General features: G+C 39.4%; 19 protein-coding genes. 8 read left to right on the forward strand and 11 right to left on the reverse strand.

The features are described from left to right. Window positions 1–42 precede the first annotated feature (42 nt). The 4 genes from HDE68_RS08135 to HDE68_RS08150 are packed head-to-tail and all read left to right on the forward strand — an operon-like array spanning window position 43 to window position 4,149. Window positions 43–708, forward strand: a complete 666-nt coding sequence (locus tag HDE68_RS08135; protein ID WP_183880793.1) for an SGNH/GDSL hydrolase family protein — start codon at window positions 43–45, stop codon at window positions 706–708. 9 nt (window positions 709–717) lie between these two features. Continuing rightward, complete coding sequence (gene dnaG, locus HDE68_RS08140) at window positions 718–2,703, forward strand: DNA primase (protein WP_183880794.1); 1,986 nt, start codon at window positions 718–720, stop codon at window positions 2,701–2,703. Further along, window positions 2,703–3,065, forward strand: a complete 363-nt coding sequence (locus tag HDE68_RS08145) for a YraN family protein (protein ID WP_183880796.1) — start codon at window positions 2,703–2,705, stop codon at window positions 3,063–3,065. The genes dnaG and HDE68_RS08145 overlap by 1 nt, the downstream gene beginning before the upstream one ends. Continuing rightward, window positions 3,046–4,149: a glutaminyl-peptide cyclotransferase gene (locus HDE68_RS08150; protein ID WP_183880798.1), complete on the forward strand. Its 1,104-nt coding sequence runs from the start codon at window positions 3,046–3,048 to the stop codon at window positions 4,147–4,149. The genes HDE68_RS08145 and HDE68_RS08150 overlap by 20 nt, the downstream gene beginning before the upstream one ends. A gap of 41 nt (window positions 4,150–4,190) precedes the next feature. Here HDE68_RS08150 and HDE68_RS08155 read toward each other — a convergent pair whose 3' ends face one another. After that, complete coding sequence (locus HDE68_RS08155; protein WP_183880800.1) at window positions 4,191–4,736, reverse strand: DUF4251 domain-containing protein; 546 nt, start codon at window positions 4,734–4,736, stop codon at window positions 4,191–4,193. Window positions 4,737–4,890: 154 nt separating this feature from the next. Beyond that, on the reverse strand, window positions 4,891–6,537 hold the full coding sequence (pgi, locus tag HDE68_RS08160) for a glucose-6-phosphate isomerase (protein WP_183880802.1): 1,647 nt from the start codon (window positions 6,535–6,537) through the stop codon (window positions 4,891–4,893). Window positions 6,538–6,824: 287 nt separating this feature from the next. On the opposite strand from pgi, the gene HDE68_RS08165 reads away from it, so the two are divergent. The 3 genes from HDE68_RS08165 to HDE68_RS08175 all read left to right on the forward strand — a co-directional run bounded on the left by HDE68_RS08165 (window position 6,825) and on the right by HDE68_RS08175 (window position 9,462). Beyond that, the gene (locus tag HDE68_RS08165) at window positions 6,825–7,328 is read left to right on the forward strand and encodes a hypothetical protein (protein WP_183880804.1); all 504 of its coding nucleotides are present in this window, start codon (window positions 6,825–6,827) and stop codon (window positions 7,326–7,328) included. A gap of 121 nt (window positions 7,329–7,449) precedes the next feature. Continuing rightward, window positions 7,450–8,527, forward strand: a protein-coding gene (gene prfB, locus HDE68_RS08170; RefSeq protein WP_221300695.1) for a peptide chain release factor 2 whose coding sequence is annotated in 2 segments (ribosomal slippage) — window positions 7,450–7,509 and window positions 7,511–8,527 — 1,077 coding nt in all. Because the reading frame shifts where the segments join, the coding sequence is not laid out codon by codon here. After that, complete coding sequence (locus HDE68_RS08175; RefSeq protein WP_183880806.1) at window positions 8,527–9,462, forward strand: alpha/beta hydrolase; 936 nt, start codon at window positions 8,527–8,529, stop codon at window positions 9,460–9,462. Before prfB ends, HDE68_RS08175 begins: the two co-directional genes overlap by 1 nt. On the opposite strand, the gene HDE68_RS08180 is transcribed toward HDE68_RS08175, so the two are convergent. Beyond that, a complete protein-coding gene (locus HDE68_RS08180) occupies window positions 9,459–10,328 on the reverse strand; it encodes a transglutaminase-like domain-containing protein (RefSeq protein ID WP_183880808.1) in 870 nt (289 codons plus the stop codon). The genes HDE68_RS08175 and HDE68_RS08180 overlap by 4 nt on opposite strands. Before the next feature lie 45 nt (window positions 10,329–10,373). On the opposite strand from HDE68_RS08180, the gene HDE68_RS08185 reads away from it, so the two are divergent. Continuing rightward, window positions 10,374–11,156: an O-methyltransferase gene (locus HDE68_RS08185; RefSeq protein ID WP_183880810.1), complete on the forward strand. Its 783-nt coding sequence runs from the start codon at window positions 10,374–10,376 to the stop codon at window positions 11,154–11,156. Here the strand turns inward: HDE68_RS08185 and HDE68_RS08190 are convergent. The 8 genes from HDE68_RS08190 to HDE68_RS08225 form a co-directional block, all read right to left on the reverse strand. After that, window positions 11,153–12,253, reverse strand: coding sequence for an outer membrane protein assembly factor (locus HDE68_RS08190; protein WP_260171707.1), 1,101 nt, complete (start codon window positions 12,251–12,253; stop codon window positions 11,153–11,155). The two genes, HDE68_RS08185 and HDE68_RS08190, sit on opposite strands and share 4 nt — an antisense overlap. Window positions 12,254–12,372: 119 nt before the next feature. After that, on the reverse strand, window positions 12,373–12,711 hold the full coding sequence (locus HDE68_RS08195) for a DUF6686 family protein (protein ID WP_260171708.1): 339 nt from the start codon (window positions 12,709–12,711) through the stop codon (window positions 12,373–12,375). A gap of 169 nt (window positions 12,712–12,880) precedes the next feature. After that, entirely contained in the window at window positions 12,881–13,843 is a 963-nt protein-coding gene (locus HDE68_RS08200; RefSeq protein ID WP_183880814.1) for a hypothetical protein, read from the reverse strand. 177 nt (window positions 13,844–14,020) lie between these two features. Continuing rightward, window positions 14,021–14,659 (reverse strand): hypothetical protein, encoded by a 639-nt coding sequence (locus HDE68_RS08205; protein WP_183880816.1) that lies wholly within the window; start codon window positions 14,657–14,659, stop codon window positions 14,021–14,023. Window positions 14,660–14,758: 99 nt separating this feature from the next. Continuing rightward, a complete protein-coding gene (locus HDE68_RS08210; RefSeq protein WP_183880818.1) occupies window positions 14,759–15,712 on the reverse strand; it encodes a hypothetical protein in 954 nt (317 codons plus the stop codon). Window positions 15,713–15,726: 14 nt separating this feature from the next. Then, window positions 15,727–16,470, reverse strand: coding sequence for an HmuY family protein (locus tag HDE68_RS08215; RefSeq protein ID WP_183880820.1), 744 nt, complete (start codon window positions 16,468–16,470; stop codon window positions 15,727–15,729). 11 nt (window positions 16,471–16,481) lie between these two features. After that, entirely contained in the window at window positions 16,482–17,132 is a 651-nt protein-coding gene (locus tag HDE68_RS08220; RefSeq protein ID WP_183880822.1) for an HmuY family protein, read from the reverse strand. A gap of 11 nt (window positions 17,133–17,143) precedes the next feature. After that, complete coding sequence (locus HDE68_RS08225; RefSeq protein WP_183880824.1) at window positions 17,144–19,483, reverse strand: TonB-dependent receptor; 2,340 nt, start codon at window positions 19,481–19,483, stop codon at window positions 17,144–17,146. Window positions 19,484–19,646: the final 163 nt, after the last annotated feature.

Consider the following 19,646-nt stretch of genomic DNA (forward strand, 5'->3'; position numbering starts at 1 on the left):
TCCGGCTATACAGACCTATTCTAACCTTCAAACCGCATGTTAATGAAAAGATTTATTCAAACAATGGCATTTCTGGCTGCAGGATGCCTGTTAATTACTTTTACGGCTATGAAAGCCAAATCTAAGAAGATTATTTTCTTTGGTGATTCGATTACTCAGCAAGGGGCCCAGCCGGGTGGATATGTTGATCTAATCAGCAAAAAACTAAGTTCCTCAACTTACGAGGTAATTGGTGCTGGGATTGGCGGGAATAAAGTATATGATCTTTATCTGCGTTTAGAAGATGATGTTTTAAATAAAAAACCAGATTTGGTCGTTATTTATATCGGTGTAAATGATGTTTGGCACAAACAGAGTTCTCATACGGGAACGGATCTGGATAAATTTGTGAAATTCTATCAGGCATTAATTAATAAAATTCAGACTAATGGTGCTAAAGTTGTCGTTTGTACACCAGCAGTTATTGGAGAGAAAAAGAATGGTTCCAATGAACTGGATGCTGAACTGGATAAATATTCGGCAGCGATCAGAGAACTGGCCACTAAAAATAAACTGGTGTTATGCGATCTGAGAAAGTTGTTTACGGAATATGATTTGCAGAATAATCCGCAGGATCTTGCAAAAGGGATCTTAACAACTGATGGAGTACACCTTAATGAAAAAGGGAATCAAACGTTAGCTGCAACATTGATACCGCTAGTCAAGTAATTTGTTTGAATGATATATCAGGATACTATTAACAAGATTATGGACACTTCCCGTATTGAGGAAGTTGTCGGTGATTTTGTGTCTTTAAAAAAGCGTGGGACAAGCTTAATTGGTAATTGTCCTTTTCATAATGAAAAAACACCTTCTTTTCACGTATCGGTAACGAAAGGCATTTATAAATGCTTTGGTTGCGGTAAGGGTGGAGACTCTGTGCATTTTATTATGGATCACGAGAAGTATTCTTATCCTGAGGCCCTAAAATATCTTGCACAAAAGTACAATATTGAGGTAGAGGAGACGGAAGAAAGCCCACAGGTAATTGAGGCTAACAACGCGCGGGAAAGTTTATATGTAGTCTCTTTGTATGCAGCAAATTATTTTGCCAACGAATTGTGGACTGGTGAACAGGGCCGGGCAATTGGTCTGAGCTATTTCAAAGAGCGGGGGTTCCGGGAAGATATTATTAAGAAATTTGAACTGGGATATTCTCCTGATCATTGGGATGCTTTAATCCTGAGTGCTGCTGCGGCAGGGCATAAGGAAGAGTACCTGGAAAAAACAGGTTTGGCTATCCGTAATGAAAAAGGAAAGGTCTATGACCGTTTCCGTGGAAGGGTAATGTTCCCTATTCACAATTTTACGGGCAGGGTGATTGGTTTTGGTGGCAGAACACTGAAAACGGACAAGAATGTTCCTAAATATGTCAATTCTCCTGAGAGTGATATTTACCATAAATCCAATGTGCTTTATGGTCTGTTTCAGGCGAAAAAAGCAATTCGCGATTTAGATAATTGTTATCTGGTTGAAGGTTATGCGGATGTGCTTTCTGTACATCAGGCAAACATTGAGAATGTGGTAGCCTCTTCCGGTACTTCATTGACCATAGAGCAAATCAGGCTGATCGGGCGCTTTACGAAAAATGTAACCATTCTGTATGATGGTGATGCTGCGGGTATCAAAGCTTCATTGCGTGGACTGGATATGATTCTGGAGGAAGGGCTGAATGTGAAGGTTGTAAACTTTCCTGATGGCCATGACCCGGATTCTTATATGCACAAGGTTGGTGCCGGTGTTTTTAAAACTTACATAGAGAATAACCGTAAGGATTTTATTCTCTATAAGGCCGATATCCTGCTTAAGGAGGCAGGTACAGATCCGATTAAACGTGCTGGTATTATCAGGGATATTGTAGAAAGTATCGCCAAGATACCTGATGAAATTAAGGTTTCTGTCTTTGTCAGGGAATGTAGTCATCTGCTCCAGGTAAGTGAGCATACACTAATGACCGAGCTGAACAAAATGCGGAATGCCAAATTTAAAAAAGGCAATCAGAGCAATCAGGGGCAACAATATCAAAGGCCATCAGCAAATAACCAGTCATTTTCTGCTTACCCGGACGGACCGCCGGATAATCTTTTTGATGATAATGCCGGGCCTGATCTTCCGGAGATGGAGGTTGTTGCTGATGATGATTTGCTGCAGGAGCATGAAATAATAAGACTTTTACTGGCATTTGGCCATGAGCTGGTGAGCTGGGATAATATCGATAATATGTACATCGGATCGTTTATCATGCAGAATCTGTCTGATGTAACTTTCGAAAATGAAATCTGTAAGCTGATTATTCAGAATTATAAAGAAGAGATTGAGAATGGGCATTTGCCTGTGGCGAATCAGTTTATCACCAATGAGAACCGTAAAATTGCTGATTTAGCGATTACTTTATCTACTTCTCCCCATTCACTCAGTGAGAACTGGTATAATAAACATCAGATTTACGTAAGGGATGAAACGGTGAATCTGAAGGCAACCATTCTTGGCGGCTTATATCATTTGAAAAAGAAGAAAGTTGAACGTCTTTTATTAGGGTTATTGCAGGAAATAAAGGCAGAGCCTGATCCGGTTAATCAGGATATTCTGATGGGAAAATATGCTTTTATGAAAAATGTGGAGCGTGAAATATCTAAGTTTTTAGGTTCTGTAGTCATTAAATAATGGCAGCGCATAACGAACTGGGAAAAACAGGCGAGCTGCTTGCTGCAAGCTATCTGGAAACCCGTGGTTATCGTATCCTGGAAAAAAACTGGGTCCATAAAAGGGCAGAAATAGACTTAATTGCTTTTTATGACAGTAAGCTTATTTTTGTTGAAGTAAAAACCCGTAGCTCTGTCAGCTATGGAGAGCCAGAGGATTTTGTGGACTGGAAGAAAGAGAAACAGCTGGAATTTGCCTCTTCTGTCTATATCGAAAGAAAGAACCATCAGGGGGAAATCCGTTATGATATTGTTGCAATTGTTTTTGAAAATGAACAACTTTATAAAATTAATCACATTGAAGATGCATTTTGGCCAAACTAATACGCTCGTTAAATTACCTAAATTAATCCTGTTGATCTGTTTGCTTACGGGCATTGCTTTCGTGATTTCCTGTAAAAATAGCGGGAGTCAAACGCAGGTACTGAGTTTCAAAACCCCTGAGCAGGGACAAGGTTATGGACTGGGTGAGGATGTTAAAGTACAGTTGGATGTGCCTGCTGATGAAAAAATCAGCAGTATCAGTTATTTGCTGGATGGTAAAGTTGTCGGGACAAAAAATGATGCAACTGCATTGACGATCAAAACTGATAGTTTATCTCTGGGCTATAAGCTGATTACAGCTATAGTGGATAACGGGTCAAAGAAAGATACAGCTACAATCAATATTGTGCTAAAATCGGCGGTTAAACCAACGCAGTTTAGCTATAAGGTGATCAATACGTTTCCGCACGATACAAGTTCATATACCCAGGGTCTGGAATATCATAATGGCCGTTTGCTGGAAAGCAGTGGTGAATATGGTTTTTCTACTTTAAAATGGGTGAACCTGCAGACTGGTAAAGCGTCTCCAAAGATTGAACTGGATAAGAAATTTTTTGGTGAAGGTTCAACACTGATTGGTGATAAGATAATCTTACTGACCTGGAAAGAAGATGTAGGTTTTGTTTATGACGCCAAAACTTTAAAGCAGGTAGGTACTTTCCCATATCAGAACAGCAGGGAAGGATGGGGACTGGCATTTGACGGGAAACGCATTGTCAAGTCTGACGGGACGAACAGAATCTGGTTTTTAAACAAAGATACTTATAAGGAAGAAAGCTATATTGACGTCTATGATAACAACGGACAGGTAGATCAGCTGAATGAACTGGAGGTTGTAGACGGGAAAATTTACGCCAACATCTACCAAACAGATAAAATAGCTGTTATAGACCCTAAAAGCGGCTCTGTGTTGAGTTATATTGATCTGACCGGAATCTTACCGGCAAAAGATAGATTTCCTAATACAGACGTCCTGAATGGTATTGCATGGGATGCTGCTGGCAAACGTCTTTTTGTGACAGGTAAGAAATTTAGCAAACTATTCCAGATACAACTGGTTCCGGCTGTCCCTGCTTCAAAGTAGGACTGATCTCTAAAAAAGAAGCAGTGCATGCAGAAGATTGATTACTGTCTGTTTTCCTTTTTTACTTTGGGCCAGTTGATATTTCCATTGTAGGTGATAGACTGCTGACTATTGCTTGTGATGGTGAGCGAAGCATTACCGGTTTTCGTAACCGAAAGTGTCAGTTTGTAATTGTCTTTAACATCTTTAGGGGTCATCTGGATCAGCCACCCGCCCTTTTTGGTTTTGGTACTTTTATAGCTGAAATCTTTAGAGGTAAACTTGATTCCGCTATCATTCGGATCTCCAATTTTAGGGGTATAAGAGCGGCCGTAATAAGGCAGATAAGCAACCAGGCTGTCTGGTGTAACCGATAAGTCGTAATTTGATCCGTTGAGATTGATATTGCCTCCGTTACCTACGTATCCTGGCATCCTGCTCATTACATTATTGATATCTGCTGCATTCAGTGGGCTTGCACTTGTCGCTGCAAATACATAATTTTTATCGCCAATAACTTTTGCTGTAGTTTCCTGATTAGTCTGTGCTTTGAGTTGCAAGCCTGAGAAAAGCAGGGTTATGATCAGAAAATTTTTAAACGTTTCCATTTGTGTTTATTTATGTGTGTAAAACTTAGAGGGTCTTTTGATTCAAAGGTTTAAACAATAATTAAAGATACAAATGAAAACGTTTATATGATAATGCTTTTTCGGTACTTAACTAGCTTTTTAATAGCTTGTTGTTGCTGAAAATGCTATTGGACTATCTCCATGTTTTATACTGGTTGATTAATCCGTTAGTAGAAACATCGTGCGAAGTCACTGCATCATTGTTCTTCAATTCAGGAAGAATGCTTTTTGCCAGCTGTTTTCCTAATTCAACACCCCATTGATCAAAACTGAAAATGTTCCATACAATTCCCTGAACAAATATTTTATGTTCATAGATTGCAATCAGGCTTCCAAGGCTGCGTGGTGTAACTTTTTTCAGCAAGATAGAGTTAGTCGGTCTGTTCCCTTCAAAAACTTTGAATGGTGCAAGTTTTTTGATTTCTTCTTCAGACTTACCTTCTTTTTTCAATTCGGCAGTTACCTGTTCTTCGGTTTTACCGTTCATCAGGGCTTCTGTCTGTGCAAAGAAGTTTGATAGTAAAATTGGGTGATGCTCTCCTATAGGGTTCAGGCTTTGTGCAGGTGCGATAAAATCGCATGGTATGATACGTGTTCCCTGGTGGATCAGCTGATAAAATGCATGCTGACCATTTGTACCTGGTTCACCCCAGATGATCGGACCTGTTTCGTAAGTTACGTCGTTACCATTACGGTCTACATGTTTACCATTACTTTCCATATCTCCCTGTTGGAAATAGGCAGCGAAACGGTGTAAATACTGATCGTAAGGTAAGATAGCTTCTGTTTCTGCATCAAAGAAATTAATGTACCAGATACCCAGTAAAGCAAGGATTACAGGAGCATTGTTCTCAAATGGGGTATGCTCAAAATGCTCGTCTGCTGCATGTGCGCCAGCAAGTAATTCTTTGAAATTAGCAAAACCTACACTTAAAGCGATAGGCATTCCAATTGCACTCCATAAAGAGTATCTTCCGCCAACCCAATCCCAGAAACCAAACATGTTTTCGGTATCAATACCGAATTCGGCAACGTCTTTAGCATTGGTAGATAATGCCGCAAAATGTTTAGCTACATCTTCTTGTTTTGCACCTTTGCCCAGGAACCAATCTCTTGCTGTATTGGCATTGGTCATGGTTTCCTGCGTAGTAAATGTTTTAGAAGCTACCAGGAAAAGGGTAGTTTCAGGGTCAACAGTTTTCAGGGTCTCTACGATATGTGTGCCGTCAATATTAGACACGAAATGCATTGTCAAATGGTTTTTATATGCTTTTAAAGCTTCAGTAACCATTACCGGCCCTAAATCAGAACCTCCAATACCAATATTTACGACATCTGTAATAGGTTTGCCTGTATAACCTTTCCAGGATCCGGAAATAATTGCCTCACTGAATTTCTCCATTTTGGCTAATACTTCATTTACATCATCCATGACATTTTTGCCGTCAGCATAAACTGGTTTATTGCTTTGATTACGTAATGCGGTATGTAAAACTGCTCTATCTTCTGTCTGGTTAATCTTTTCACCGCTAAACATTGCTTTGATAGCTTCATCCAGTTTACATTCTCTGGCAAGCTGCATCAATAATGCAAGGGTAGTATCATTGATCCTGTTTTTAGAGTAATCCAGCAGGATGTCTTCAAAAACCAGGGAAAACTTCTCAAAACGCTTTTCATCTTCTGCAAACAGTTGTTTTAAGTTTTTCTCATTGATATCAATGAAGTGATCGGCCAGGTACTTATAGGCCGCTGTCTCTGTGAAATTTATGGTTGGTAGCATAATGTTGGTGTTTCTTTCTGTAAATGTAATGATTTATGATGAACCTAAATGTCGTTAGAATGGGTTGCAATTAATAGTAAAAAGCACACTAAGGTTCAATATTTTACTTTCCGCTGTTGATTAAACGGGCGGTATCCGCTCAAATATAAGCTGATAGTTAATGTATTATAAAATTATACGTAATGACCTGATTTTGAAGAAATAGTGCGTTTTTTTAGTCTTTCTATGGTTTTTTTTATATTATATTTAATAAAAAAATAATAGTTCACCTATAAAAACTACCCATCATGCTAGAAAATTTAAATCAACTGGTAAAAGATAGTACTCAGGATGCTATCGTAAATAACACTGATATTCCTAATGAGCATAATGAGGCTGCTATTTCTGCTGCTTCGGGTTCTATTATAGATGCATTAAAGCAACAACTGTCTTCTGGCAACATTGGTGGCCTTGTGGATGCTTTTAAGGGTGGAAATATTGAAGGCAGTGCTGTTGCACAGGATGCTTCTGCAGGCTTTATTGATAAACTGGCTGGTATGGGCATTAATCTTGATACTGCTAAAGGAATTGCAGCTTCTGTTATCCCGGGGATAATTGGTAAGTTCATTAATAAGACAAACGACCCTAATGATAGCTCTTTTGATATCAAAGATGTGCTGAGTAAAATATCAGGACCGGATGAGAAATTTGAATTGTCTGATCTGACTAACTTGTTTACTGGCACTAAAGAAGGCGAAGCTGGTGCGCAGGGTGGTGGAATTGTAGATAAACTTAAGGGGCTTTTTAGCTAAACCTATAAATGAAATTCGGGAAAGGCTATCTGGACATTGTTCAGATAGCCTTTTGTATTTAGAACCTGTTTAAATTCAGATGCTCAAACTGTTTACGGGCTCTTTTTATATATTTGTGATTATGACAAAAGAACAAATACAGGATTTAAGGGACAGAGTAGCGTCGCTGAGGAGGCATCTTTGACGTCGAAACCCGACTCGAAGCTATTTATATAGAACAGGAGCTTACCTTACAACCAGATTTTTGGGATGATCCCAAAAAGGCTGAAAAGCATTTAGCGGAAATGAACGCTAAAAAAGTGTGGACTGATGCCTGGCAGAAAGTTAACGCTGAATTTGAAGATACTCAGGTGCTGTTTGATTTCATGCAATCGGGAGATGCCACCAAGGAGGAGATGGAGGAGCAATATGAAAGATGTTTGCACCTGATTGAGGATCTTGAACTGAAAAACATGTTAAGCAGTAAGGAAGATCAGCTGAATGCGGTGATGCAGATTACTGCCGGGGCTGGTGGAACTGAAAGCTGTGACTGGGCAGCTATGCTGATGCGGATGTATATCATGTGGGGCGAAAAGAATGGTTATAAGGTAACTGAACAGGATTTTCAGCCTGGCGAGGTAACAGGTGTGAAAACGGTTACTTTACAGTTTGCCGGTGACTTTTCTTATGGATATCTGAAGGGGGAAAACGGAGTACACCGTTTGGTACGTATTTCACCTTTTGATTCTAATGCACGCCGTCACACTTCATTTGCTTCTGTATACGTTTATCCTTTGGTGGATGATACGATTGAGATCGAAATTAAAGATGCCGATATAGAATTTGAAACTTTCCGTTCTGGTGGAGCGGGTGGTCAGAATGTAAATAAGGTGGAAACAGCGGTACGTTTGTATCACAAACCTTCTGGTATTGTAATTAAAAACCAGGAGTCACGTTCGCAGCTGCAAAATAAGGAGAACGCATTAAGGCTTCTTAAATCGCAATTATATGAAGCTGTAATGCGCGAAAGAATGTTAGCATCTGCGGCGGTAGAAGGCTCGAAGATGAAAATAGAGTGGGGCTCACAAATCAGAAACTATGTTTTACATCCGTATAAACTGGTCAAAGATCTGAGAACCAATTATGAAACTTCTAATGCACAGGCTGTCCTTGATGGAGAGCTGAATGACTTTTTGAAAGCATATTTAATGGAATTCTAATGAATAAAAGCTGGTTGCTACTTTTGATTATGGGTATAATAGGTATGAATGGGGTAAATGCCCAGGAAATAATGAAACTGTATCCGGGGAAAATACCAGGTGCAATTGCAGGGCCTGCTACTTATAAGCAAAAGGAAACAATCATTAATGGTAAAGTTTTTGGACTGAGCAAGGTGACTGATCCTTCGCTCAGTCTTTATAAAGCAGATCCGCTTAAAGCAAATGGTGCTGCTGTTATTATTTGTCCGGGTGGAGGCTATGCGTTTCTGGCCACAGACCATGAGGGAGAAGAAGTAGCACGCCGTTTTGCTGCTTTGGGTGTAACAGCCCTGGTATTGAAGTATCGTTTGCCAAGCGATACAATTATGACCGATAAATCTTTCGGGCCTTTACAGGATGCCCAGCAGGCAATTTACCTGGTACGCAAAAATGCAGCAGCATGGAATATTAACCCTGCAAAGATTGGGATTATGGGTTTTTCTGCTGGCGGACATCTTGCGGCTTCTCTTGCTGTTCATTATGGGGATAGTAAAATCAAGAATCCCGAAGGGTTAAGCCTGAGGCCAGATTTTGCTATTTTAATTTATCCTGTAATCAGCTTCACAGCCTCTGCACATACAGGCTCCGTAAAAAACCTGATTGGTGAAAAGGCTACTCAGTTACAAAAAGAATACTTTTCTAATGAGCTTCATGTCAATGCGCAAACTCCGGTAACTTTCCTGGTGCATGCGAATGATGACGATACGGTTCCGGTTGAAAACACGATTTTGTTTAATCAGGCTTTGACGAAGAATAAAGTTCCCGTTGAAACACATCTGTATCAGGCTGGAGGGCATGGTTATGGAATGCACAATAAGACAACTTCTGATGACTGGTTCCAGCGTTTACAGGAGTGGATGAGAGGTAACCATCTGCTGGAAGGAAAAGCAAATTAAATTTCCGGGTTAATCAGAATATCCTGTAACTCTTTTAATTCCTGAACCTTTTCTTCTGAGCCCAGATTTTCATAAGCTGAAATCAGGTTACGTATAATTCTGCGTATAATCTCTACATTACTGCAGGGCGCGTAAAAACCAGGTAAGGGCTGCAGGTTTAACTGGCGTAAAAACTGGTCTACATCATGTTTTCCGAAAATGGCGCCTTTATTGAATGCATTGATATAAAAAAGGACACCGAATTCATGTTCTTCCTTTTTGCTTTCATCGATATAACCGAGAATAAAATGCTGCGGCAGGTTGACACCATAAACAGGAATATCAAGTTTTTGGGCAATAGTGGCATATATAATTGCCAGTGAGATCTGGTTTCCTTTTTTGGTTTCCAGTACCTGGTTAATATAAGAATTCTGCGGATCGTGATGATTTTTTGTGTTCCCTTTGAAGCCGTGTATATTGTAGAAAATATGATTGATGAGCTTGATTTTCTCTACAGAACTCATTTCATATTGTAAACCAGTCCATATTTCTCTTTTGATCTCTTCAATCTGGTTGATGACTTTCTGTTCATCAAGATCGGGATACTGGTATCTGTTAAGGACCAGGGCTCCCTGTAAAAGGTCAAATGCACCACTCTGATACCAAAGGTTAAGATCTTCTTTTACGGTGTTAAACTGGATCTGGTGTACGATGTTTTCTATACGTTCCTGTAATAGGGTATCGAGCGATTTTTCCCATTCTGTTTCCAGAAAATGAATGACAGAAGTTCCATGTTCGAGCAGGCGTTTTGCGACCTGTTCGAAAACTTCCGGATCAGTATCATCGAGTAATTTGACGAGTGCTTTTATTTCTGAACTATTTTCCATTAAAAAATACCAATTAGAATGCTTCGTTTACCTATTTTTGCTTTTATGGCATTACAATTTATCAGCGATTATCTGAAGCATCGTTTAACTTCTAAAAGCAGACACGGAACCCATTCGCCTTTTGTTTACCATTTGGTAGATGAGGTAATTTACGATTTTAACTCCAAAACTGAATACAAAGGTATTGAGGAGCAAAGAAAAAAACTTTTAAATGACGATGATCTGATTACTGTAACTGATCTCGGTGCAGGTTCTCATCTGAATAAAAACCGTACAAAAAAGGTAAAAGAGATTGCTAAAAATGCTTTAAAGTCACCAGGACTTGCGCAGCTGATCTATCGCCTGGCAAAAAATAGTAAGCCTGCTAACCTGATTGAATTGGGGACTTGCTTAGGGATTACCACTGCTTATCTATCTGCTGCATGTCCTGATTCGGATATTGTTACGATTGAAGGCTGTCCTGAAACTGCCAAAAAAGCTTATCAGAATTTTCAGGACCTTGAACTGGATAATATAGAATTGCAGGTGGGTAATTTTGATGTTTTACTACCTGTGGTTATTGAGCAGGCCCCTCAACTGGATTTTGTTTATATAGACGGTAATCACCGTAAAGATGCAACTATCAATTATTTCAACTGGTGTCTGCCTAAGGTACATGAACACTCTTTACTGATCTTTGACGATATCTACTGGAGTAAAGGAATGAAAGAAGCCTGGGAAGAAATCAAGAACCATCCGGATGTTACAGTAACTGTAGATTTGTTCTGGATTGGTTTAGTTTACTTCAAAAAAGGACAGAAAAAAGAGCATTTTAAGATTAAGTTTTAGAATGCTTCGGCAAGACTCAGGTAAAATCCTGATTGTCTTGCTTCATTAGGTCTTTTCTCTCCAACTGCATAATCTGCTCTTACACTAAGGCCTTTGGCAGGATCGTAGAAGTATCTTACGCCAGCGCCATAAGAAGGCTTAAACTGCTTAAAAGAGAAATCGCCATTCGCAAAAACGCGTCCGCCGCCACCAAATGCAACTAAACCAAAACGATTGTTGTAACGGTAGCGTAATTCTGTTTGTGCAGCCAGTAAATTTTCATCTCTGTATCTGCCTGAGTAATAACCACGCATGATTTCATCATTACCAAGCTGTGGTAAAAGATAGAACGGGGTACTTTTACTTTGTATCGTGTAATAGATACCGTTTACACCTAATACGAGTTTCTTAGCGAGTGGCCAGAAATTGCGGACAATAACTTTGATCTGACTGCCTGTAAAATCGTTCCCGCCAAAGATATTTGGGGCATACTGGTAAGACACCCTTCCAAAAAAGCCTTTGGTTGGATAGTTATTTGAATTTCTTGTGTCGTAGGTTTGTGATACGCCCAGGAAAACCACTGAGCCCCCGTTCTGACCTAACACAGCAGGATCAGTATCATAAATCCCTCCCGGCACTTTATCTCTGAAATTATAGTTCTCATAGCCCAAGGATATGCCTGTATAGAAAAAGGGAAGAATGTTTTTTTCTACATCAAAGAATGCCCTGATCTGGCGTTGTACGAGCCTGTCTTTATTGGCTTCCAGTGTTTGGTTACCTATGCCAAAAAAGTCAAATGGCATACTTCTGAAACGCAGCTCGCTGATCAGGTGAAAAGCATTATGCTTAGTCCATACATCGCCCTTAAGGCTGACATTATAAGTGCTTTTTGTAGAGAAAGAAAGTACGGTTGAAAAATTAGAACTACGGTTTAAGGTGTCTTTTTTGTCCAGATAAGTTGAATAAAGACCGCCGACACCAAACTCCAGACCTATCTCCTGTGAATATCTTAGCAGAGGAAGAGGCATAAAACTAGCTTTACGCGTAGTGTCTACATCTTCTGATAACATGCGTTTGATCAGTTTCATTTGTCCAAATCCATGAAGCGTTGAGAGCATTAGGGTGGTGCAAAGTAAAAATTTTCTCATTAGAGGGTGCTGCGCGTAGTTATAACAGGTAAAATAAAGGCGCTAAAGTAAGCAAATTATGAGTGAGTTTTACAGTGCTTTATTTATAGCTATTGGTTTGTCCCCGGCTCTGTTCCCATCAGGGTATAAACCTCTTTCATAAATACAGCTTCATTTAACATGGAGCGAAAAGCGTCCAGCTCGTCATGTGTAAAAGCAAAGCTGATATCTTCGTTGGGTGTGCGTAATAATATTCTCTCCTTTTTGTCTGGAAAAGGAAGGCTTGTTTCTGCAAATGAAAAGTTTTCAATGATGTCTTTGAAATTCAGAAAGTCGTGGTGTGTGAAATTTAACAGGAGATTGTTATGCCATATATAAAATACATCGCAGCATGGGCAATGAGAAATTGCAGTGTCTTTTCCTGAACTTAAAACTATTGTTTTGCACATAATATTGCATTTTTGAGTTTAACCATTAAGCGTAAAATGAAAGCGTCTTCTGGAATAATTCAAACATAGCATATTATTTATAATAATTCTAAATAAAAGCTAAATAACCTGAATCACCGGCTTTAGCTATAGTGATTCAGGTAGAGAGGTTATGTATGGAGACGTTAATTTATTTAATGATCAGCCTGGTGTAAAGTGTATTTGTTTTGGCAGGATGATACATATCTGCGGTATAAGCGTAATTGAGAATGCTATATGTTCCTGCTGATATATTGTCCGGAATTCTGATTGTTACTGCCTGATCTGTTTTGGACTGAATAATCAGATTTTGTGGAGTTGACGTCAGGCTCGCGGATGCACTTACGGTAGAAAGTGTACCAATATTAATTCCTGACAGCGTAAATGTATCACCGGCTTTAAATGTTTTGGTATAAAGCAGGTCTGCTTCGGGGATCAGAGGTAAAACTTCTCCCATCAGACAGCGCCCTGAATAGATAGTGCGGGAACCGGAGACAATCTTTATTTTAAAGTAAGTTCCTTTTTTTAGTTTCCCGGAAAGAACTTCTGAGATAATACGTGTTTTGGCAATTGCTGTGATGACCATTGGGATTTCACTACCGCCTTCTAAATCAAGATAAACTTTGGTAGCCAGGCTGTCGGTTAGAAAATAATCGCCCTGAATATCAAGTTCTGTATCCGGATAAAAGACTCTTACTCCATTGTTATCATGTGAATAAAACGGAGAAAATCCAGAAATATATGGAATAGGCTGGTTGATCACTGGTTTAAGGGTATAAACTGTTTGTGAACCGTCCTGAGCGGTAACTGTATATTTAGTTGTTTCTTTAAAAGCGACCTTTTTACCTGATGCAGGAGAGATACTGGCCCGCTCTGCAACGGTAATCTGTGGGGTAATACTATCCGGAACCTGAGTGAAAGGTGGCCAGTAAACGGTGATGTCCTTTGCAGTGATTGCACCTTTTAAGGTTTCTCCATCATTTCCTTTCAGGCTAAAGCTAACCAGGTTACTGTAAGAATAATCAGTATATTGTTTTTTACAACTGGTGAAAAGAACGATAACTGATAAAATCAGTAAACCGGAAAATATTTTAATAGTGGATTGTAATTTCATTTTTTGGTTGGGTTTGCAAATTTATTTACTTTCGCAAATTATATTAATAATCATCCGGGTTAATTGCTTCGTCTAAAGGGTAATTAAGCTTGTGTTTTAGAAGGGAGCTGTAATTTTCGAGAAGAGCAGCTCCTTTTTAATTTCCTTTAATTCTCAGCAAATCTGGCAGGCACCCTGCTAAACTAATTTTTTGTAGTTAAATGAGATCTGACCGAAGTAGTTACCTGCTGTCGCTGGATCAGCTGAATAACCTACAGTAATGATTTGTAAAACATATAATTCTGTAGCTGCTGCTACCGAAGTACCTTTATATAACACGACATAACGATCTGCTACCGGACCTGAAAGATGTGTAGTTACATTGTAAGCATACCATCCTGGTGCTGATGTATTTGAACCTAAAGTAGTAGCTGGTTTTACATTTAATGTAGTAAATGCAGATTGAGCTATTGCAGCTAAACTAGTTGATGGTACGTCTGCATAAGCTAATTTATAAGCTCCACCTGTATTTGCATTGATATTACCGTCAAAAGATCCATTGAATGAAGCCTGGTAAGCAGATGCAGCTGTAGTTGTTGTATTATTGGCAAGATCAAAATAAACAGTTCCCCAGTTACCTGCTGAACCTCCCGGAGAAGATAGTGGAGTTGTAAATGCGCCTGTTACTACCGAATTGGCAGGGATTGCGTTTACTGCGTTATTAGTATTGTTTTTTAAAGATGTATTTGAAGTTTCGTTGTTGTCTTTTTTACAAGATGTAGCTAATACAGCTAACAGAGCGAACATTCCGGTTATTTTTAGAAAATTTGTTTTCATGTTTTTAGATTTTTAAGAGAATTTAATTTTTAATTAGGTATTGTTTATTTGCGTGGGACAGTTGCCAGCCCGGATGATTAATGTCTTTATTTTGATAGGTTACTTAGTAGGGTTAATTGTCAGTGGCATGGATTGTTTGAAATCATTGAAACCTGTAAATCTGGCGGTGAAAGCCACTGTACCATAATTACCTGTTGCCAGTGTTTCGGGTACTTTGATTACAGCTTCGGTACGTGAATAGGAGACAATAGGGAACTCTACCTCTTGCCCTTTAATATTTACACTGAAAGAAGTGAAATTGACGAATACTGAATTTCCGGCTTTAATCGTAAAGGTATCTCCTTGTTTGAATGTGCCTGCAGTGATTACGACGATATAGGGTTGAAGATATTTCAGCCTAACCGGATATTTTGATTGTGTTGAAATGCCTGATTTCTTTACTTTAATATAGTAAAGTCCCGTGTCTATAGCTGGTGGAATAATCAGTCCGGATAAGCTGTAGATATCCTCTATTGGATTGATGCTGAAATCAGAGCCTTTATCCATGTCAGTTTCCTTACTGGTGGTTTTACTGATCAGCGATACTTTAAGTTTATTCGGATCGGTGGTATAGAAATTCCCTATGATACTCATGCTTGTATTCAGGCCGTATTGAGCAGTTTGGGTTGCTGTAGAGCTTTCTTGTAAGACCAAAGGGTTAACCTGCTGTATTTTAATAACCAGTTTATAGGTCGTGCTGGTTTTATCTGCTCCGGTTACTGTATAGGTGGTTTTATCACTTAATACATCTACAGGCTCTACGGTTTCTTTTAAGGTAGCACCATCTGCTAACTTAACTTTTGGATCTATCGCATTCAGCTCATAATAAAATGGGATATAAACTGTAATGGTATGATCTGTTTCATCAATAACACCTGCAATATTTCCGTCCGAAACGGGTACATTATATTCCAGTATTTTACTATTGGAAAGGGCAGGTGGGGCTATAGTTTTTTTACAGGCTGCAAAACCGGTAAGTGACAGCAATAAATAGAGAATCGGGATACGTTTCATTATAAAATATGAGCTTATTTAATTTCAAATTTTGTACTTCCTTTAGGTACCAGGACATATTCAAATGTGAAGAACATGTGTGGTGTGCTTCTTAACCATTTATCGGCTGTAAAAGCATCTTTATAACAAGAGATCATTTTGATCTTTGCATAGTTTCCATTTCCTGTGCGTACAATGACGGTCCTTTTCTCTGGTAACGCATAGGCTACGTGTTGTTTTTCATAACTGCCATCACCTCTTCTTGTTCCGGCAAAATCATATTGATACCAGCCCATGCCTTCTCCGAAATCACCTGAGTCATCAGTGCCGATTAAGCTTTTTCCTGTTCTGAACTGCGCATCAGCCGGTACTTCTGTCACCTGATCAAATGGCTTGTCCAGGATAAGGATGCCACCTGATCCTGCACCACCGTTACCGTAGTTATTGGCATCTTTTCCATTGTTTCCGCTCATAAAGCTGTTATATAATCCGCTGAAAGCGATATCCCAGCGGGTAGTTTGAGCAAGATTGGCAGCTGTTACCTGTTTATTTTCCAAACTAAAATATAGCGTAGGTTGTGGTGCAGTAGGATTTGCATCATCTGTGGGCGCGGCAAAATTTTCTACACGTTGTAATTTGTAAAAGGGAACTGAGCCGGCTACCGGTGGGTCAACTGGTTTACCTGGTTCAGGGTCATTGTTTTTAGAGCAGGAGGTTAAAAACAGGAATAATAAGGGTAATATATAGAGGGGCTTAAATGGCTTTAGGAAAGTTCTCATATTCTTTTGGTCTAGTCTTTAGTGGATAGGTTTCTGCTGCCGTCTTGTTGTACGAAATAGCGGAAGGTAAAGTAGGGTGCAGGCCAGTTCAGATCGCTCACTGTAGCTGGTGCACCTTTATACATACTGATGAGTTGTAATTTGGCATATTTTCCATCCGCGGTTCGTAAAATATAGGTTCTGTTTTTGACCGGAACAGCGATGTGGGTTTTAAGTTCATAGAAATACCAGCCATTGCCTGCTCCTGAATCCCATCCTGCAGAATTAATTGCATTGTTGGTGAATTCTGTGTCAGAAGGAGCTTCTTTAATTTGATCATAGGCCTGATTAACGACAAACATTGCGCCTTTTGCTGCTGTACCTGGATTATTTACAGGGCTGTTTGGTGATATATAAGAATTATATTCTTTAGTAAAGGATATGTCCCAATCAGTACCTGATTTCTTGCTGACATCTATTTTTGCACCGGTTTTAAAGCTGAAATAGAAGGGCGCAAATTCTTTTCCGCTGCCTACTGTATTGCCTACATCGCCCGGCAGGTCATTAATTACTGTGCTTTTGCCATCCTCCAGCTGTGGTTTAATTTCGTCTTTAGTACAGGCTGTGAATAAGACCAGCATTGCAGGTAAGAACAAGGTTTGTTTAAGTAGTTTTATATTCATCTTGTGATTTTTTAGAGTTGATCTTTAAAGAATTTCCAGGTAATACCGCCTACGATTGTTCTTCCCTGCTGTGCAGGCATTAACTGATCCCGGTAATTGAGTAAGTTGTCGGCAGTAAGCTGAAGGGATAAATGTTTGCGGTAAAATGTTTTTTGAACGGATGCATTGAAAAGGAAGAAGCTGCGGACAAAAGTGTCATAATTGTCTATGAAATTGTTGGCGCGGTTGGCTTCCATAAAGCCGTATTTGCTGCGGTAGTTTACTCTGAAGGAACCTGTAAGGCCTGATTTTTCATGTTCATAAGTAAATTTGATATTAGCCATATGACGGGAGCGGTTGGCCATCCCGAAGTAATCGGCTCTGGTGGATCTTCGCATTTCGTTTTTGTCGGTATCATAGACCTGGCCGTAAAGTCCCTGACCTGTTTTGATAGAGTCTATTACACCGCGGTCTATCGCATAAAGCAGCTGATAACCGGCATTGATATTTAATGAACGTGTCGCAGCCCAGTTTAAGCTGATTTCTGTACCAGTTAGATAGGCTCTGGCGATATTGACATAAGAAAATATCTGCTGACCACTTGTTTTTGTAGCCACTTGTTCTGAATTGATGAAGTTCTTAATATCATTATAGAATACATTTACATCTAGTTTGACTGATTTAATAGCTGTAAATGTAAATCCTGTACTATAAGATACAGAGCGTTCTGGTTTTAACTGACCTACACGACTGGCAATTGGCCAGATACTACTGATCTGTCCTGCGTCTTTAAGGACTTGTATCTCTCTAGAAAATTCTTCAGCACCTAATACGGTATAGCCTGTTTGAAGATTGGTGAAGACCAGGTATAGCTGCTGGAAATTCGGTGTCTTGAATCCTGTTCCAATAGCTGCTTTAAAGGTTAAATCTTTGATTGGAGTATAACGGAAACCAATACTTGGATTGATCTTGCTGCCATATTTATTATGATAGTCGTAACGGGCACCACCGGTAATACCAATTTTATCACTTGTTTTCCAGTCTGCCTGCCAATAAGCAAAATAATTGCTCATGTCTTTTGATCCCCTGTAAGAAACATCGTTTAAATGTTCATAAGCTCCGCCGATACCGCCTGTCAGATTTAAGGTTTTTGTTAATTCGTGCGTAGCCTGTACTTCTGCTCTGTGGAGATATTGTGTAAATCTGTTTCCTGGGATAAGAGCGCCGCTGTTAAGATCTGTAATATCCTGTTCGGTCTGATAACGGGTAAGGTAATATTGTGTTTTTAACCTTAATCCATTTCTGAAGTTATTATTTAAGGATAGCGATCCGTTCAGATCACGTTCATCCATTACATCTGTACTTGGCCTTACTCCATAATTCAGCTCATTTACAGAGTGACGTGTGGTATAACGGCCATTGAAATTCAGTGTGGAAATTTCATTCAGCATATATCTGCCTCTGCCCTGCAACGAATAGCTGTCAAATGGTGGGGCAGTTTTACCTTCTTTTAAATAAGGATTGGCATTGAAACCATCGGTGCGGTAATAGTTGGCAGAAATATACGCTGATCCTTTTTTACCAGCAAAAGGAGTTTCGCCTTCAAGAGTTGCATCAACGAGATTATAACTTCCATAACGTAAGGCCGCAAGTCCTTGTGGCTGGGTGATATTTTTACGTGTAACAATGTTCACGACCCCTGCCAATGCTTCGCTACCATATAAACAGGATGATGCACCTTTAATGATCTCTATCTTTTCAATGTTGGATACGGTAATTCTGGAAAGGTCAAAATTTCCTGAATTACGTCCTACCATAGGCTGCCCATCAATCATAATCATGGTATAACCGCTGTCAAAACCCTGCATTTGTAAACCAACGGCTCTGTTTCCTGAGCCAATATCACTAACAATGGCCAGTCCGGTTTGTTCTTTTAATACTTCATCCAGTCTGCGGCTACCCATTTGTTCAATAGTTTTACGGGTGATGACTGTACTGGGCATAATGGAATGTACCATGTCTATCAGGTTGTCTGGATTATGATGTCCGGTGCTTATATTTACCTGATCTAATCCGTTCTCTGCGGTTTGCAGTTTGATATGAAGAGGTTTAGTATGGCCGGGGGCGATGTCCGTTTCTGCCGTATATGGGCTGAACCCTACTGCGGTTATTTTAATTGTATAGGTTCCTGTATAAAGACGGGTAAGTTCAAACCCTCCGTTTTTGTCACTTATTGCAACTCTGTGATCTGGTTCAAGCAGGACTGAAGCACCAGATAATGCATTATTCTTTTCATCTGTTACACGTCCTTTCAGTATGCCTTTTGTCTGGGCTTTTACTGTAATTGTGAACAGAGTTAGTAATAGCATCATGCTGTATATTTTTAGTGTTCCAGTCTTGTAGTACATTGTTATTTTTAATCGATCTAAATAAGATGATGAAGCAAAACTGGCTAATTAATTTCATATATGATTTGTTCAATGCGTATTAAGATTTATTCAAAACGTATTATCTTTTGTTCTATCCGTATTATTA

The sequence above is a fragment of the Pedobacter cryoconitis genome, from assembly GCF_014200605.1.
Lineage (GTDB): Bacteria > Bacteroidota > Bacteroidia > Sphingobacteriales > Sphingobacteriaceae > Pedobacter > Pedobacter cryoconitis_B.

Excerpts from the sequence above, each read along its gene's own strand:
- HDE68_RS08215 (WP_183880820.1), bottom strand. The coding sequence starts at position 16,470 with ATGAGAACTTTCCTAAAGCCATTTAAGCCCCTCTATATATTACCCTTA.
- HDE68_RS08175 (WP_183880806.1), top strand. The coding sequence starts at position 8,527 with ATGAATAAAAGCTGGTTGCTACTTTTGATTATGGGTATAATAGGTATG.
- HDE68_RS08145 (WP_183880796.1), top strand. The coding sequence starts at position 2,703 with ATGGCAGCGCATAACGAACTGGGAAAAACAGGCGAGCTGCTTGCTGCA.
- HDE68_RS08165 (WP_183880804.1), top strand. The coding sequence starts at position 6,825 with ATGCTAGAAAATTTAAATCAACTGGTAAAAGATAGTACTCAGGATGCT.
- HDE68_RS08210 (WP_183880818.1), bottom strand. The coding sequence starts at position 15,712 with ATGAAACGTATCCCGATTCTCTATTTATTGCTGTCACTTACCGGTTTT.
- HDE68_RS08155 (WP_183880800.1), bottom strand. The coding sequence starts at position 4,736 with ATGGAAACGTTTAAAAATTTTCTGATCATAACCCTGCTTTTCTCAGGC.
- pgi (WP_183880802.1), bottom strand. The coding sequence starts at position 6,537 with ATGCTACCAACCATAAATTTCACAGAGACAGCGGCCTATAAGTACCTG.
- dnaG (WP_183880794.1), top strand. The coding sequence starts at position 718 with ATGATATATCAGGATACTATTAACAAGATTATGGACACTTCCCGTATT.
- HDE68_RS08190 (WP_260171707.1), bottom strand. The coding sequence starts at position 12,253 with ATGCTCTCAACGCTTCATGGATTTGGACAAATGAAACTGATCAAACGC.
- HDE68_RS08180 (WP_183880808.1), bottom strand. The coding sequence starts at position 10,328 with ATGGAAAATAGTTCAGAAATAAAAGCACTCGTCAAATTACTCGATGAT.
- HDE68_RS08135 (WP_183880793.1), top strand. The coding sequence starts at position 43 with ATGAAAAGATTTATTCAAACAATGGCATTTCTGGCTGCAGGATGCCTG.
- HDE68_RS08185 (WP_183880810.1), top strand. The coding sequence starts at position 10,374 with ATGGCATTACAATTTATCAGCGATTATCTGAAGCATCGTTTAACTTCT.
- HDE68_RS08195 (WP_260171708.1), bottom strand. The coding sequence starts at position 12,711 with ATGTGCAAAACAATAGTTTTAAGTTCAGGAAAAGACACTGCAATTTCT.
- HDE68_RS08220 (WP_183880822.1), bottom strand. The coding sequence starts at position 17,132 with ATGAATATAAAACTACTTAAACAAACCTTGTTCTTACCTGCAATGCTG.
- HDE68_RS08225 (WP_183880824.1), bottom strand. The coding sequence starts at position 19,483 with ATGATGCTATTACTAACTCTGTTCACAATTACAGTAAAAGCCCAGACA.
- HDE68_RS08205 (WP_183880816.1), bottom strand. The coding sequence starts at position 14,659 with ATGAAAACAAATTTTCTAAAAATAACCGGAATGTTCGCTCTGTTAGCT.
- HDE68_RS08150 (WP_183880798.1), top strand. The coding sequence starts at position 3,046 with ATGCATTTTGGCCAAACTAATACGCTCGTTAAATTACCTAAATTAATC.
- HDE68_RS08200 (WP_183880814.1), bottom strand. The coding sequence starts at position 13,843 with ATGAAATTACAATCCACTATTAAAATATTTTCCGGTTTACTGATTTTA.